This window comes from Candidatus Pantoea carbekii, from assembly GCF_000971765.1.
Taxonomy (GTDB): Bacteria; Pseudomonadota; Gammaproteobacteria; order Enterobacterales; family Enterobacteriaceae; genus Pantoea_A; species Pantoea_A carbekii.
The window spans coordinates 1-16,349 of sequence record NZ_CP010907.1; the positions used below are offsets into that span (position 1 = coordinate 1).

Consider the following 16,349-nt stretch of genomic DNA (forward strand, 5'->3'; position numbering starts at 1 on the left):
ATGAACAAAGAGATCTTAGCTGTAGTAGAAGCCGTTTCTAACGAGAAAGCCCTGCCGCGTGAGAAAATCTTCGAGGCGTTAGAGAGCGCTTTAGCCACTGCGACTAAAAAGAAATATGACCAAGAAATTGATATACGTATTAGTATTAACCGTCGAAGCGGCGATTTTGAGACTTTTCGTCGTTGGCAGGTTGTTGAAAAAGTGATCCAACCAACCCGAGAGATCACTTTAGAAGCAGCTCGTTTTGAAAATAGAGCTTTTAACTTAGGCGATTATGTTGAAGATCAAATTGAATCCGTAATCTTTGATCGTATTACGACCCAAACTGCTAAACAAATTATTGTGCAGAAAGTTCGTGAAGCTGAACGTGCAATGATACTTGATCAGTTCCGTCAATACAAGGGTAATGTTATTACTGGTGTGGTAAAAAAGGTAAATCGCGACAATATTGTATTAGATCTGGGTAGTAATGCTGAAGCTATAATTATACGAGAAGATATGTTACCGCGCGAAAATTTTCGTCCAGGTGATCGTATTCGTGGTGTGCTTTATGATTTCCGTTCAGAAACACGCGGTGTACAATTATTTATTACACGTTCTAAACCGGAAATGTTAATTGAATTATTTCGAATTGAAGTACCTGAAATTGGTGAAGAAATTATTGAAATAAAAGCAGCTGCTCGAGATCCAGGCTTACGTGCTAAGATTGCAGTAAAAACAAACGATAGACGTATCGATCCGATAGGGGCTTGCGTTGGCATACGTGGTGGACGTGTACAAGCGGTATCTAATGAGCTTGGTGGAGAACGTATTGATATTATATTATGGGATGACAATCCGGCTCAACTTGTGATTAATGCTATGGCTCCTTCTGATGTAGCGTCAATTGTAGTAGATGAAGATAATCATACTATGGATATTGCTGTTGAAACTCCTAATTTAGCACAAGCAATTGGTCGAAACGGTCAAAATGTACGTTTAGCTTCTCAGCTTAGCGGTTGGGAATTAAACGTAATGACCGTTGATGATTTAAAAATTAAATATCAAGCTGAAATACATTTAGCAATTGAAATGTTTAAAAAACATCTCAATATTGACGAAGAGTATGCTACTTTAATTGTAAAAGAAGGCTTTTCTTCATTAGAAGAATTGGCATATGTACCTATTAACGAATTATTAGAAATTAACAGTTTTGATAAAAAAAGCATTAAAATTTTACGTGAACGCGCAAAAAACGCATTGACTACTTTAGATTTGGCAAAAGAAGAAATACTAGGCGATCAAGAACCCGATGAAGATCTCGTGAATCTTGACGGTCTCGATCGTGCGTTAGCATATCGTTTAGCGTCAAAAGGTTTATGCACCTTAGAAGCGCTTGCAGAACAGGGTATTGATGACTTAATAGACATTGAAGGGCTGGATGATGAGAAGGCTGGTGCACTAATTATGGCTGCACGTAATATCTGCTGGTTCGGCGATAATGTGTAATAACAGGAAGTAATATGACAGATGTAACTATCAAATCGCTGGCCGAAGAAATTCAGACTCCAGTCGATCGTTTAATAAAGCAATTTACTAAAGCGGGAATTTTAAAATCCGAAAACGATATGGTATCTCAGCAAGAAAAAGAAATCTTGCTGCTCCATCTTAATCGGGAGCGTGGTCAAATTGGTTCAAAAAAATTAACGTTACAACGAAAGACACGCAGTATCCTAAATATCTCAAGTATCGGGGGTAAAAATAAGTCAGTACAAATTGAAATCCGAAAAAAACGCACATATGTAAAGAGTAATTCAGATCTTGAAAAAACTTCAGTATCGGGAACACCAATACTGCATAAATCATTAAAAAAACTTGATTTAATTGAAGAAAAAACAAAACTAGAAGCAGAAAAAAAAGCTAAACGTAACGTATCTGATAAACTAAAGCGCAAAATAATAATACAAAATGAAAAAGGAATTCATCAATCAATCGAAAATGTTAGATCAAATAAATTGCGACGTGGTATCGAAATATTTGAGTTAAAACGTAAAGCGGAAGAGGAGTCACATCGTAAGCTAGTAGAAAATACACGTAAAGCAGTTGAGCAAAATCGCCGTCTTTTTGAATCAAAGTTAGATGAATGGAAAAAATTTGAAGAAAACAATAAAGGTGATTATCATGTAACCACCTCAATTCATGCACGGCAAGCAGAAGATGAAAATGATCGTGAATTAGAAGCTGCGGGTCGTAGTCGTACTCGTAGCAATAAAACATTACGGTCAGCAAAAAAAAGCAATAAGCACTCAGAAGCTAAAACCGATCGTGAAGAAGCTCGAGCAGTTAATCGCAGTAGCAAAATCATTAAACATCGCAGACTAAATTCGCTTCAGCAGTCTTTTAATAAGCCAACGCAAATACTGAACCGTGATGTAATAATTGGTGAAACAATTACAGTCTCTGAATTAGCTAATAAAATGGCAGTAAAAAGCTCTTTAGTTATTAAAGCAATAATGAAAATGGGTACTATGGCTACGATTAATCAACTTATTGATCAAGAAACTGCTCAACTTGTTGCAGAAGAAATGGGTCATAAAGTTATTTTACGTCGCGAGAACGAACTAGAAGAAGCGGTAATGGAAGATCGCGATACCAATTGCGAACAAGAAGCTCGTGCACCAGTAGTTACTATCATGGGACATGTTGATCATGGTAAAACTTCACTTTTAGACTATATAAGATCAACTAAAGTAGCTTCTGGTGAAGCTGGAGGAATTACGCAACATATTGGTGCATATCATGTTGAAACTGAAAATGGAATAATTACTTTTCTTGACACACCTGGTCATGCTGCTTTTACAGCTATGAGAGCTCGTGGTGCTCAAGCAACAGATATTGTTATTTTAGTAGTAGCTGCTGATGATGGTGTAATGCCTCAAACCGTCGAAGCTATTCAGCATGCGAAAGCAGCTGGTGTTCCAGTAGTAGTAGCTATTAATAAAATTGATAAACTAGAAGCTGATCCAGAACGCGTCCAAAACGAACTAACGCACTATGGTATTATACCGGAAAAATGGGGGGGCGAGAATATATTCGTAAATGTTTCTGCAAAAGAAGGTATTGGCATTGATGATCTTCTGAATGCAGTGTTATTACAGGCAGAAATGTTAGAATTGACTGCAATTCGTATGGGTATGGCAAAAGGTGTAGTTATTGAGTCTTTTTTAGATAAAGGTAGAGGTCCAGTTGCTACAGTTTTAGTACGTGAAGGCACGCTGAACAAAGGTGATATTGTTTTATGTGGCCTAGAATATGGTCGTGTGCGAGCAATGCTTGATGAAATAGGTCGTGAAATTTTAAAAGCCGGTCCTTGTATCCCGGTAGAAATTCTGGGTTTATCTGGTGTTCCTGCAGCAGGTGATGAAGTTACTGTAGTAAGAGATGAAAAAAAAGCACGTGAAGTAGCATTATATCGTCAAGGTAAATTTCGTGACGTTAAGCTATCGCGTCAACAAAAATCGAATTTAGAAAATATGTTTTCTAAAATAGCTGAAGGTGAAATTTCTGAGTTAAATATTGTATTAAAGGCTAATGCGCAAGGTTCTGTAGAAGCCATTTCAGATTCTTTATTAAAACTTTCTTCCAACGAAGTAAGGGTAAAGATTATTTGTTCGGGTGTAGGTGGTATTACAGAAACGGATGCAACTTTAGCTGCAGCATCAAATGCAATTATTCTAGGTTTTAATGTACGTGCCGATTCTGCTGCATGCCGTATTATTGAAATAGAAAACTTAGATTTACGTTATTACTCTGTAATCTATACTTTAATCGATGAGGTAAAAGCTGCAATGAGTGGCATGTTAACTCCGGAGTATAAGCAGCAAATCATTGGTTTAGCCGAAGTACGCAACGTTTTTAAATCACCTAAATTCGGTGCTATTGCAGGTTGTATGGTTACTGAAGGTAATATTAAACGTAATAATCCGATACGTATTCTACGCAATAACATAGTCATTTATGAAGGAGAATTAGAGTCATTACGTCGATTTAAAGATGATGTAAATGAAGTACGCAACAGCATGGAATGTGGTATTGGTATAAAAAATTATAATGATGTTCGAGTTGGGGATATCATAGAAGTTTTTGAACCAACTGAAATTAAACGTATTATTAATTAGTCATCAATTAATTAGTTTGATATAATTTACATAAATGAACATGGAAAAAGAATTTAGCCGTAGGCAGCGTGTTGCACAGGAATTGCATAAAAAAATTGCCTTTATCTTACAAAGAAAAATAAGAGATCCACGTTTAAGAATTATGATAACAGTATCTGGTGTTGAGATATCACGTGATTTATCTTATGCCAAAATATTTATTACTTGTTTAAATGAAGAAAATCATAAAGATATTCAAGATACTGTTAACGCACTGAAAGAAGCGTCAAGCTATATTCGTATGTTGCTTAGTAAAATAATAAAATTACGAACTGTACCGAAGTTAACTTTTTTTTACGATCCTTCATTAACTCAAGCAAGATATATGTTAACGCTTATTTCTAATACCATTAAGAATGATATGATACAATGCTCTAGTAGAGCGAGTAGTAGAAACGAAGGAGGATCAATGTGATTGATCCTCATAGTAACAGTCATAAAATCCATGGTATATTATTAATAGACAAACAGCAAGGTGTTTCGTCTAATACTGTTTTACAAAAAGTAAAACGTTTGTTTAATATTAGAAAAGCCGGTCACACAGGCGCACTGGATCCATTGGCGACTGGCATGTTACCAATTTGTTTGGGGGACGCTACAAAATTTTCCCAATATCTTATTAATTCAGATAAACGTTACCGTGTTATCGCTCGCCTGGGAGAAAGCACTGATACTTTTGATGCTGATGGTAGTATAATCAATACACGTTTTGTTGCAGTGACTCAAAATAAATTGAAAATAGCTTTAGAAAGTTTTCGTGGTAGTATATTACAGGTCCCACCGATGTTTTCAGCACTTAAATATCGCGGGCGTCCATTGTATGAATATGCACGTAAACAAATAAAAGTAGAACGTGCAGCACGTCCGATTTTTATATATGAACTATTATTAATTCGATGGAAATCTAATGAATTAGAATTAGAAATCCATTGTTCTAAGGGAACTTATATTCGTAGTATTATTGATGATTTAGGTGAAAAGCTAGGTTGTGGAGCTCACGTCACTATGCTACGCCGTTTACAAGTATCTCATTACACAACGGAAAAAATGGTTACATTAAAAAAGTTACAAGAGTTGGTTCATAACGCTAATATTCATTCAATTTCATCTTTAATTGTACTAAATCCATTTCTGCTTCCTATGGATAGTTTAGTTGCAAACTGTCCAGAAATACATTTACAGAAGAGTTTACCAAAGGACAGTAGAGCAAATAGCAGCAGAGATGGCTCTGTAAATTGTTAAGCAAGGATTGGTTTGGATTGCGGAAAGCAAATTCAAAAAGTTTATTGGCATAGCTAAAATAAATAGACAGTGTTCTATAAGACTTCATATTTTTGCAGCTGAAAGTCAGTTGTGAGAATACAGAAGTATTAGCTTTATAGTACCTGGAGCTCCATTATACCAACTTTAAATTAAAAGTAGAATCTTTTATTTGGATAAGTGAAGTGTTAAGTTAGAGGTTAGCCTTTATTTAATTGATTATTGGAGTTTATTATGTCTCTAAGCATAGAAATTAAAAAAGAGATTTTTGTTAAATATGGTCGTAATAGTAATGATAGTGGTTCAACAGAAGTGCAAATTGCTTTGCTTACAGCCCAAATTAACCATTTACAAAATCACTTTCATGAACATAAAAAAGATCACCATAGCCGTCGAGGTTTACTGAAAATGGTCTCTCAACGTCGTAAATTATTAGATTATTTAAAACAAAAAAATGTTATCCGTTATGTAGGATTACTGGAAAAATTGGGTCTACGTCGTTAAATATCTATTTATATTCAGTATTATATTCGATGTTTAAAAACTATTTTTAAAAATTATTATTGTTTTTAATGAGGTGCTGCACAGCTAGTAATAAGGTTATATTACGAAGACAAATTTTAAAAGCTGTCATAAGTCGCCAGAGTTAGCACCTAAAGATCGGTAATATACCCCGAGCTAGAATGGGCTTTGCCCTCCCCAGAATTTAAGGATTTAAATTTTGTTGAATTCGATCTTGCGTACATTTCAATATGGTCAGCATACTGTCACGCTGGAAACTGGTATAATGGCACGTCAAGCCACGGCTTCTGTAATGGCTAGTATGGACGATACAGCAGTTTTTGTGACAATTGTTGTTCAGAAAAAGACAAAACCAAGCCAAGATTTTTTCCCATTAATGGTTAACTATCAAGAACGTGCCTATGCTGCTGGTCGTATTCCAGGTAATTTTTTTCGTCGTGAAGGCCGTCCTAATGAAGGTGAAATTTTGATTGCACGGCTGATTGATCGACCTGTTCGTCCCCTTTTTCCTGAAGGTTTCATGAATGAAGTTCAAATTATTGCTACTGTAGTATCTGTAAACCCTCAGGTGAATCCGGATATCATTGCGATGATTGGTGTGTCTAGTGCATTGTCAATATCAGGCATCCCATTTAATGGTCCTTTTGGTTCAGCTCGTGTAGGATACATCAATAATCAATATGTACTGAATCCGATTGCTGATGAACTTAAACAATCTCGCTTAGATTTAGTGGTTGCTGGTACACAGAATGCGGTCTTGATGGTAGAATCAGAAGCTGATTTACTTACAGAAGATCAAATGTTAGATGCTATAGTTTTTGGTCATTCACAGCAGCAAGTTGTTATTGAAAATATTAAGGAATTTGTAAAGCAAATTGATAAACCACAATGGAACTGGCAGCCCGAAGTAATTACTAACAATGATCTTAATATGCGTGTTGCTATGTTAGCTGAAGCACGCATTAGTAAGGCTTATCGCATTACTAATAAAAAAGAACGTTCTATGCAGCTTGAATTAATTAAAAATGACACTATTTCGTCATTTTCAGCGGAAGATGAAACAGTAGATGATATCAAAATTACTAACATAATACATAAATTAGAAAAAAAGGTAGTTCGTTCTCGCATTTTAAAGGGTGAGCCACGCATTGATGGTCGAGAAAAAGATATGATTCGTAGTCTTGATATACGAACTGGCGTGTTACCTCGTACACATGGTTCTTCTCTTTTTACTCGTGGTGAAACACAGGCATTAGTTATTGCTACTTTAGGTAGTCCGCGTGATGCTCAAACTATAGACGAGTTAATGGGTGAACGTAGTGATGGATTCCTTGTACATTACAATTTTCCTCCATACTCTGTAGGTGAAACAGGTGTGATTAGCTCACCAAAGCGTCGTGAAATCGGACATGGTCGTTTAGTTAAACGTAGCATTTTTCCAGTCATGCCAAAACAGGAAGAATTTCAGTATACTGTGCGTCTAGTATCTGAAATTACTGAATCTAATGGTTCTTCTTCTATGGCGTCTGTTTGTGGCGCTTCTCTAGCATTAATGGATGCAGGTGTACCTATTAAAGCTGCTGTAGCAGGCATTGCTATGGGATTAGTAAAAGAAGGGGAGACATTTGTAGTACTATCTGATATTCTTAGCGACGAGGATCATCTTGGTGATATGGATTTTAAAGTGGCTGGTAGTCGTGACGGTCTCACTGCATTACAGATGGATATTAAAATTCCGGGTATCACTCGTGAAATCATGCAAATCGCTCTTCATCAAGCTAGGGGTGCCCGTTTACATCTTCTGAGTGTAATGGATAAAGCAATTAGTATTCCACGTCAAGAAATCTCAGAATTTGCACCACAAATCTATACTATAAAGATTAATCCTAATAAGATTAAAGACGTTATAGGCAAGGGTGGTTCTGTTATTCGAGCTTTGACTGAAGAAACGAATAGTATCATTGAAATTGAAGATGATGGCACCGTAAAAATTGTAGCGAATAATAAAATAAAGGCACACGATGCTATACATCGAATTGAAGAAATTACTTCAGATATTGAAGTAGGTCGTATTCATTCTGGTAAGGTTACACGCATAGTTGATTTCGGTGCCTTTGTAATGATAGCTAACGGCAAAGAAGGTTTAGTTCATATTTCACAAATTGCTAGAAAACGTATTGATAAAGTTACAGATTATTTAAAAATGGGCCAGCAAGTACTAGTAAAAGTAATGGAGGTGGACCGCCAAGGACGTGTTCGTCTTAGCATTAAAGAAGCAACAGATCCAATGAAAATGGAGACAATTATTGCTTCATCCAATATGGTCGACTCATTGGAAGTAAAACAGTAATATTTTAGCTAGTTTTTATCTTGTGATGATAGTACAACAATATATTTAAATTTTATTGTTTATTTGTCTTATAAAACTTGAAATTCCCTTAGTGCGACTTATATATGCATTGATTGACATCGTTATAATGTATTTTAAAAAATTCTTACAATCCCTTCCTATTAATTTCTTACTCTATTTTGTTAAATACAAAGCAGAGTAAGAGAGCATTGAATAACAACATGTTAATAAAATAGTTTAAAATTGCTAGAATTAGGTATAAGAGATAAAATTTCGTTTAGTTTTTGAACTTTGAAACTAATGTATTCTTGATATTAGTTTTAATTAAAAAATAACTTTACTTCAGCATAATATATACCATTTAATTCCAATGGTTAAAAAAAAACAAAAAATATTTATTAAATTTAATCAGTTAGTAACCGATGAGTTTTAATGTACTAATTCAATTCGAGGTTCTAAAAAAATAGTTTTCTATATTAGTCGTAATTTTAAGATTATTTATTCAAATTAGCTGATGCAATCTAAGAGGTAAGTATAGTAAATGGTTGATGTAAAAATTAGTTTTGTTGATTTAGGTCTTAAAGAATCCATTATATCAGCTCTAAAGGATATGGGATATTTAAAACCTTCTCCAATTCAGCTTGAATGTATTCCATACCTGCTTTCTGGACGCGATGTTCTTGGCATGGCACAGACTGGGAGTGGTAAAACAGCTGCTTTTTCTTTACCGTTAATGAATAATATTGATGTTTCTATTAAAGCACCACAGATTCTTATATTAGTACCAACTCGTGAGTTAGCAATACAATTAGCAGAAGCCTGTAGAAAATTTTCTAAATATATTCAAGGGCTTAAAGTATTAGCTATATATGGTGGTCAACGTTATGATATACAGTTACGTTCATTACGTCAGGGACCACAAATTATTGTAGGTACGCCGGGTCGTTTACTTGATCATCTTAAACGCAATACATTAGACCTTTCGAATTTGTGTGGAGTAGTATTAGATGAAGCTGATGAAATGCTTCGCATGGGATTTATAGAAGATGTTGAAAGTATTATGACAAAAATGCCCGCAGAACATCAGACGGCTTTGTTCTCCGCTACAATGCCTGAAGTTATTCGCCGTATAACTAAACGTTTTATGAACGATCCATATGAAGTACGCATTCAATCAAATAGTACTACTGATCCAAATATTTCACAGTATTACTGGACGGCATACGGTTCTAAAAAAGACGCTTTGGTACGTTTTTTAGAAACAGAAAAATTTGATGCTGCTATAATCTTTGTGCGTACACAGAATGCAACATTAGAAGTTAATGAAGTGTTAGAGCGTAATGGGTTCAACAGTGCTGCATTAAACGGTGATATGAATCAAACGCTACGTGAACAGACAGTGACGCGTTTAAAAGATGGACGGATTGATATCCTTATAGCTACTGATGTAGCGGCTCGTGGGTTAGATGTAGAACGTATTAGTTTAGTTATCAATTATGATATTCCAATAGATGCACAATCTTATATTCATCGAATTGGACGTACAGGCCGTGCTGGTCGTACTGGTCGTGCACTCTCGTTTGTTGAAAATCGTGAGCGGCGTTTACTACGTAATATTGAATATATTATGAAATTAACTATTCCAGAAGTCGAATTACCAAATGCAGAACTATTATGTCAACTTCGTTTAGAACACTTTACAGCTAAAATTCAAAAACAGTTAGTAAGTGATGATTTGCATTTGTATGGTGAACTTTTAAAAAAAATTCAATTACAAGGACATTTGCAAGATATAGAAATTTTAGCCGCTGCACTAATGAAAATAGCACAACAGAATCGTCCGCTTATTTTACCACCTGATATACCACGTTCGCAACATCGTGAATTTTATCATCGTAACAAAAAACGTCAAAATTCATCTGGTATGCGTAGTGTTACACGTACACGTTATGCTGCTCGTCAGAATCGTCGAGAACGTCATGATGTTTCTGAAATGCAGTTATATCGCTTAGAAGTAGGCCGTAACGATGGAGTAGAAGTACGCCATATTGTGGGTGCAATTGCTAATGAAGGTGACATTAATAGCCGTTATATTGGTCATATTAGATTATTTAGTACACATTCTACCATTGAGCTAAGTAAAGGTATTTCTGGAGAAGTTTTACAGAATTTTACTCATACACGTATTCTTAATAAACAAATGAATATAAAATTAATAGGTGATGTGCCACAATATACAAAAAATGAACGGCGAAACCGTAAACATGACAGTGAACAACGACGTTTAGGACGACGATCATGGAGGAATTCATAAAAATAAAGTATTGTTATTTATAAATGGATATAGGTAGTTATTTATATTTTTTAATATGGAAATAAACTAAGATAAAAGTTAAAAATTAAAGTTAAATCTTATGCTTTAATAAAAATATTAACTTGCAGATTATTATTGATATTTCTATTTTCTACTGTAGGTAAAGATAAAATTCTTTCTAAAAATAAAATGTATATCTTAAATATGATCGGATGATATTCTTTATATTTACGAACTAACAATATATTAAGTAATATTGTTGTTCTTTTTTGATTGAATTTTATCAAAGGTATTTAATATGTCTACGTATTTTAATTTAATTGAGTATCTAAAAAAACAACATGTTTTATCATTATGTGCAACAAATGGAAAAGATTTATGGTGTGCTAATTGTTTTTATGTGTTTAATGAAACGGATACATCATTTTTATTAATGACAGAAGTAAAGACACGACATAGCCAATTGATGTTACAAAATTCGCAAGTAGCTGGCACAGTAAACTGTCAACAAAAAACTATATTATTAATTAAAGGGATACAATATAGTGGTCAAATTGTCCTATTAAACGATAAACGCAAATGGCAAGCACAACGTGCTTATCAAAAACGTTTTCCAATTGCTAAAAAAGTTAGTACGGCATTGTGGGAAATTATAATTGACGAAATGAAAATGACTAATAACATGCTAGGATTTGGTAAAAAAATTATTTGGCATCGTTCTAAAAGCTAAGTTCTTTATTTTAATAATAACATATTGTTATACTGTTAGTGATTATGTAATCACAATTAAAGTATAGATGCAAGATAAAAAATAAAACATATTGATTGATAATTAACTACTATCCAAAATTTTAATCTTTTTACAAAAAAAATAACTTTTCTATGAAAAGATATTTTGTTTTCTTGTTTAAAATCTTATATTTGAAGTACATTCAGCAGTGAATTTTTTCAAAAAAATACATATCTTCAGTAAACAAAAAATTTTTAATAACGAATTGCAAATGCTTCTATTTCAATTTGTACATCTTTTGGTAGACGTGCAACTTCTATGCAGGAACGAACTGGAAAGTTAGCATTATGCTCAATGAAAAATGTTTCATATATAGCATTTATAATCTCAAAATGTTTTAAATTCTTTACAAACACTGTAGTTTTAACAATGTTTTTTACTTCCAAGCCAGCGCTTTTAACAATTGCTTTTACATTTTCGAGTGATTGGCGAGTTTGCCTACTAATAGTATCAGGCACTGTACCAGTTTTAGGATCGATTGGAATTTGGCCAGAAGTAAAAACAAAAAAACCAAGATCAACACCTTGAACATAGGGTCCAATTGCTGGAGGTGCTTCTGCCGTAATAATTTCACGATACATAATTATTTCCTTAAATAAGGTATTTTTTTTAAATAGTATTATTTTTTAAAAATATTCACATTGCATAAATAACAAGGCATTTACCAATGATCGATAACTACTTGTCGTGTAAACTCTTTTTCGCAATATTTACATTTTAAAAGTAGTTTTTTGTAACGTTCCTTAACGGAAAAATTAGAGTATACCGGTTCACTTCTGCTAATACAATTACTGTTAGGACATGTTAATACACGTTCAATACAATCTGGTAATACCGGGGTGATTTTAGCAACTACCTGATACTCAAAAATGCGGTTGACTGTAGCATTTGGTGCATAAACTGCTAGTTGATTAATCTGATCGTCTGTCAAGCATGTATTTTCAATTTTAATTAAATCTTTTCTCCCCATTTCGCACGATGGTAAATTTAGACCTATTGTAACACGCTGGTCAGTTTGAGTTAAGTGAAAAAAAGATAGCAGCTTAAATCCTACTTGTGCAGGAATATGATCAATTACCGTACCATGCTTAATAGCTTCAACTTGTAATTTATTATCGTATTTCATAATAGTGATTATAGCAATAATGTGCTATTTAATACTAGTGCTAATAGTGCTTGGCGTGCAAAGATACCATTACCAGCTTGTTGGAAATAATACGCGTGAGATGTATGATCTACATCAGTAGTAATTTCATTGATTCTTGGTAATGGATGTAGTATTTTCATATTTTTCCGAGCTCCTAATAAATCTTTAGAACGTAGAACAAATTGTGCTTTAACACTTGCATATTCAGACGGATCTAAGCGTTCTTTTTGTATACGTGTCATATACAGAATATCTAAATCAGGCATAACTTCTTCAATGTTATCGTGAATTGACCAATTTAGATTTTTTTCATCTAATATATCGGTAATATAAGTAGGCATCGCTAGCACATTCGGTGCAATGAAAAAAAATCGGTTACCATTAAATTTTTCTAATGCTTGTGTTAACGAATGTACGGTTCGTCCATATTTTAGATCTCCAGCCATTGCTATATTAAGATAATCGAGGCGATTTTGAGTTTCCTTAATAGTAAAAAGATCAAGAAGTGTTTGTGTAGGATGTTGGTTAGCTCCATCCCCTGCATTGAGAATAGGAACTCCAGCGGAAAATTCTGTTGCTAAACGCGCAGCACCTTCTTGTGGATGACGTATTATAATTGCATCTACATAAGTACTTATAACTGCTATTGTATCAGAAAGGCTCTCACCTTTTTTTTTCATCGAAGTGTTATTGTTATCAGAAAATCCTATAATAGATGCGCTTAAGCGATGCATAGCAGTTTCAAAGGATAAACGGGTTCGGGTAGAAGCTTCAAAAAAACAACTAGCTATTACATGATTTTTTAGCAAAGTTGAATAAGGTTGAATTTTCAACTTGCTTGCAGTATTTAATATTAAATTAAGTTCGTCTCGATTAAGATCGTGGATGGAAATAATATGCCTACGATATAACGGGTTAGTCATACATCTTTCCTTTATCAGCCTAAAATATCTATTTCTACTAAAACAGTAGTTGACAATGATGATTAATCAAGTATTCATTTTTTATTTATTAAAAATTTGCTTCCAGACAAAGCTTATTCTTTTATATGAATTGAGATTTAAAAAGCGTCGCTACCATTACCGCTTTAATAGCATGCATTCGATTTTCTGCTTGATCGAACACAATGCTGTGAGATGATTCAAAAACTTCGTTAGTGACTTCCATGCCTTCGTATAAATGGTAATTTTCTGATATCTGCTTACCTAGAATGGTATGGGTATCATGAAATGCAGGAAGACAATGAAGAAATTTAATTTTCGGATTACCTGTTAAATTTAACATTTTGCTATTAACTTGATATGGTTTTAATAGATTAATGCGTTCTTTCCAAAAAGATTGAGGTTCACCCATGGATACCCATACGTCAGTGTAGATAAAATCAGCATTCTTAGTGCCTTCAGCAATATTTTCTGTTAAAGTAATCTTACAGCCAGTTTTTTTTTCGTTTGCGCGACATTGTGCTATTAGTAACTTTTCAGGCCAGTAAACTTTAGGCGCTATTAGACGCAGATCTAAGCCCACCAGCGCTGCAGCTTCTAGCAAACTATTACTAATATTATTACGGGCATCACCTACGTATACTACAATCATATCTCTCAGTGCTTTTGAGGGTAAATGTTCCTGCATAGTTAGTAGATCAGCTAACAATTGAGTCGGGTGAAACTCATTGGTCAAACCGTTCCAAACAGGTATATTAGAATATTTTGAAAGGGTTTCTAGCAATGTCTGTTCGTATCCGCGATATTGAATACCGTCATAAATGCGACTTAGAACACGAGCTGTATCTTTCATTGATTCTTTATAACCAATCTGGCTATTGTTAGGGCTAAGATAGGTTACATTAGCACCTTGATCATATGCAGCAATTTCAAAAGCACATCTTGTACGAGTCGAATCTTTTTCAAAAATAAGAGCAATATTTTTACCTTTTAAATATTGCATTTCTGAATGGTTTTTTTTTTCTTGTTTTAAATTTTTTGCTAAATTTAGCAGAAAAGTGATCTCTTCAGTAGAGAAATCTAAAAGTCTTAAAAGATGACGTTGGTATAGATTATGCATACAACCCTCAATTCTTATTGATAAAAAAATTTACATTTAAAATTAAGATACGTTTTCGATATCGTCGTTATAAAATTTTGTTATGTACTACAAAGCAATCAGGAAAAGGAGTAATTTATTATCATATAATATGAAAATGTGTTATAGCGCATTGTTAAAAATTTTTAACATTATTCACTTTATACTTTGTATATACATTTACTTTGTATATATATTTACTTTGTTTTATATTTTTATTTGATTTTAATAATTTTTTTAAAAAATACATCATTTTCAAAAAAACATTTAGCAAATAATAAAAAAATGTAGATTAATTGAAGAGGGATAATAAATTATTACACTGTAATTAACGTATTACTTTTTAAAATGCTATTGATATTTAAATTTATTTAAATATCTTAAAAAAATTTTGTACTTATATTTTTATATAACACGATTTTTAAAATATCAATAAAGAATATGTATTCTATAAGAATTCACAATCTTTATGTTTTGAAGGATAACTTATGAGTAAAATCTATGAAGATAACTCTTTTACAATAGGACATACGCCCCTAGTTCGTCTGAATCGCATTGGTAACGGTAGAATTTTAGCAAAAATTGAATCGCGCAACCCCAGTTTTAGTGTCAAATGTCGTATAGGAGCGAATATGATTTGGGATGCCGAAAAACGCGGAATTTTAAAACCAGGTTCTAATTTAGTGGAAGCAACCAGTGGTAATACTGGTATAGCATTAGCTTACGTCTCAGCAGCACGAAACTATAAACTAACATTAACTATGCCAGAAACCATGTCTCTTGAGCGTCGAAAATTACTAAAAGCTCTAGGAGCGACTCTAATATTAACAGAAGGACAAAAAGGCATGAAAGGGGCTATAGAAAAAGCTGAAGAAATTGCAAATGACAACCCTAAAAAAAATATTTTATTACAGCAATTTAGCAATTCAGCTAATCCTGAAATTCATCAAAAAACAACTGGCCCAGAAATTTGGCAAGATACAAATGGGAAAATAGATATATTTATTTCTGGTGTTGGTACTGGTGGTACATTAAGTGGTGTAAGTCATTATATTAAGAATATAAAAGGCAAAAAAGAACTGATTACTATAGCAGTAGAACCTACTGAATCAGCTGTCATTACTCAAACTTTGTTAGGAAAAGAAATTAAACCAGGTCCGCATAAAATTCAAGGAATTGGTGCTGGTTTTATACCAGTTAATCTTAATCTCAAGTTAATTGACCAAGTTATCACTATTACTAATGATGAAGCTATTATTAATGCTCGTCGGTTAATGCAAGAAGAAGGTATTTTAGCCGGTATCTCTTCTGGTGCGGCGATCGCTGCTGCTTTAAAAATTCAAGAAAATGAAGATATTAAAGATAAAAATATTGTAGTAATTCTTCCTTCTTCTGGTGAGCGTTATCTCAGCACTATGCTATTCACTGATTAATTTACCAAAAAACTGCAAATTTTAAATATTATATATTGAAATATTTTAAATATTATTTAATTTAAAACTGCATACATATTAAATTAATTATCTTTATTAACTGAATGTGCTTTTGAACACCGAATGTATTCTTATAATGATGTGAAATTTCCAAATTTTGTTAATTAGAAAATTTATCTAAAATATTCATTAGGATTAAAAATAGAAAAAATGCGTTGAAAATTTTTCATATAGGAGAGTATTTTTTTAATTTAATTG

At 33.4% G+C, this 16,349-nt stretch carries 12 protein-coding genes and 1 pseudogene; 9 read left to right on the plus strand and 4 right to left on the minus strand.

What is annotated here, in order from left to right; all coding sequences use genetic code 11:
* The 8 genes and pseudogenes from nusA to BMSBPS_RS00040 all read left to right on the plus strand — a co-directional run bounded on the left by nusA (position 1) and on the right by BMSBPS_RS00040 (position 11,372).
* Positions 1-1,488 (plus strand): transcription termination factor NusA, encoded by a 1,488-nt coding sequence (gene nusA, locus BMSBPS_RS00005; RefSeq protein WP_046201043.1) that lies wholly within the window; start codon positions 1-3, stop codon positions 1,486-1,488.
* A gap of 14 nt (positions 1,489-1,502) precedes the next feature.
* The gene (gene infB / locus BMSBPS_RS00010) at positions 1,503-4,157 is read left to right on the plus strand and encodes a translation initiation factor IF-2 (protein ID WP_022564364.1); all 2,655 of its coding nucleotides are present in this window, start codon (positions 1,503-1,505) and stop codon (positions 4,155-4,157) included.
* A gap of 40 nt (positions 4,158-4,197) precedes the next feature.
* The gene (gene rbfA, locus BMSBPS_RS00015; RefSeq protein WP_044169980.1) at positions 4,198-4,611 is read left to right on the plus strand and encodes a 30S ribosome-binding factor RbfA; all 414 of its coding nucleotides are present in this window, start codon (positions 4,198-4,200) and stop codon (positions 4,609-4,611) included.
* Positions 4,608-5,438: a tRNA pseudouridine(55) synthase TruB gene (gene truB / locus BMSBPS_RS00020; RefSeq protein WP_022564366.1), complete on the plus strand. Its 831-nt coding sequence runs from the start codon at positions 4,608-4,610 to the stop codon at positions 5,436-5,438. The genes rbfA and truB overlap by 4 nt, the downstream gene beginning before the upstream one ends.
* A 252-nt stretch (positions 5,439-5,690) precedes the next feature.
* Positions 5,691-5,960, plus strand: a complete 270-nt coding sequence (gene rpsO, locus BMSBPS_RS00025) for a 30S ribosomal protein S15 (RefSeq protein WP_022564367.1) — start codon at positions 5,691-5,693, stop codon at positions 5,958-5,960.
* A gap of 217 nt (positions 5,961-6,177) precedes the next feature.
* Complete coding sequence (gene pnp / locus BMSBPS_RS00030) at positions 6,178-8,328, plus strand: polyribonucleotide nucleotidyltransferase (protein ID WP_022564368.1); 2,151 nt, start codon at positions 6,178-6,180, stop codon at positions 8,326-8,328.
* A gap of 541 nt (positions 8,329-8,869) precedes the next feature.
* Positions 8,870-10,582: pseudogene (locus BMSBPS_RS00035) on the plus strand (DEAD/DEAH family ATP-dependent RNA helicase); the annotation flags it as partial.
* A 358-nt stretch (positions 10,583-10,940) separates the two neighbouring features.
* Positions 10,941-11,372: a YhbP family protein gene (locus BMSBPS_RS00040; RefSeq protein ID WP_022564370.1), complete on the plus strand. Its 432-nt coding sequence runs from the start codon at positions 10,941-10,943 to the stop codon at positions 11,370-11,372.
* A gap of 254 nt (positions 11,373-11,626) precedes the next feature.
* On the opposite strand, the gene BMSBPS_RS00045 is transcribed toward BMSBPS_RS00040, so the two are convergent.
* The 4 genes from BMSBPS_RS00045 to argF form a co-directional block, all read right to left on the minus strand.
* Positions 11,627-12,013: a Rid family detoxifying hydrolase gene (locus tag BMSBPS_RS00045; RefSeq protein ID WP_022564371.1), complete on the minus strand. Its 387-nt coding sequence runs from the start codon at positions 12,011-12,013 to the stop codon at positions 11,627-11,629.
* A gap of 80 nt (positions 12,014-12,093) precedes the next feature.
* Positions 12,094-12,558 carry an aspartate carbamoyltransferase regulatory subunit gene (gene pyrI, locus BMSBPS_RS00050; RefSeq protein WP_022564372.1) on the minus strand — a complete coding sequence of 155 codons (465 nt, stop codon included), beginning with the start codon at positions 12,556-12,558 and terminating at the stop codon, positions 12,094-12,096.
* A gap of 8 nt (positions 12,559-12,566) precedes the next feature.
* The gene (gene pyrB / locus BMSBPS_RS00055) at positions 12,567-13,502 is read right to left on the minus strand and encodes an aspartate carbamoyltransferase (RefSeq protein WP_022564373.1); all 936 of its coding nucleotides are present in this window, start codon (positions 13,500-13,502) and stop codon (positions 12,567-12,569) included.
* Between the two features lie 121 nt (positions 13,503-13,623).
* Positions 13,624-14,640 carry an ornithine carbamoyltransferase gene (gene argF, locus BMSBPS_RS00060; RefSeq protein WP_046201044.1) on the minus strand — a complete coding sequence of 339 codons (1,017 nt, stop codon included), beginning with the start codon at positions 14,638-14,640 and terminating at the stop codon, positions 13,624-13,626.
* A gap of 506 nt (positions 14,641-15,146) precedes the next feature.
* Here argF and cysK point away from each other — a divergent pair.
* On the plus strand, positions 15,147-16,091 hold the full coding sequence (cysK, locus tag BMSBPS_RS00065) for a cysteine synthase A (RefSeq protein ID WP_022564375.1): 945 nt from the start codon (positions 15,147-15,149) through the stop codon (positions 16,089-16,091).
* Positions 16,092-16,349: the final 258 nt, after the last annotated feature.

Coding starts and splice junctions, on each gene's coding strand:
- nusA (WP_046201043.1), top strand. CDS start 1: ATGAACAAAGAGATCTTAGCTGTAGTAGAAGCCGTTTCTAACGAGAAA.
- infB (WP_022564364.1), top strand. CDS start 1,503: ATGACAGATGTAACTATCAAATCGCTGGCCGAAGAAATTCAGACTCCA.
- rbfA (WP_044169980.1), top strand. CDS start 4,198: ATGGAAAAAGAATTTAGCCGTAGGCAGCGTGTTGCACAGGAATTGCAT.
- rpsO (WP_022564367.1), top strand. CDS start 5,691: ATGTCTCTAAGCATAGAAATTAAAAAAGAGATTTTTGTTAAATATGGT.
- BMSBPS_RS00040 (WP_022564370.1), top strand. CDS start 10,941: ATGTCTACGTATTTTAATTTAATTGAGTATCTAAAAAAACAACATGTT.
- BMSBPS_RS00045 (WP_022564371.1), bottom strand. CDS start 12,013: ATGTATCGTGAAATTATTACGGCAGAAGCACCTCCAGCAATTGGACCC.
- pyrI (WP_022564372.1), bottom strand. CDS start 12,558: ATGAAATACGATAATAAATTACAAGTTGAAGCTATTAAGCATGGTACG.
- pyrB (WP_022564373.1), bottom strand. CDS start 13,502: ATGACTAACCCGTTATATCGTAGGCATATTATTTCCATCCACGATCTT.
- argF (WP_046201044.1), bottom strand. CDS start 14,640: ATGCATAATCTATACCAACGTCATCTTTTAAGACTTTTAGATTTCTCT.
- cysK (WP_022564375.1), top strand. CDS start 15,147: ATGAGTAAAATCTATGAAGATAACTCTTTTACAATAGGACATACGCCC.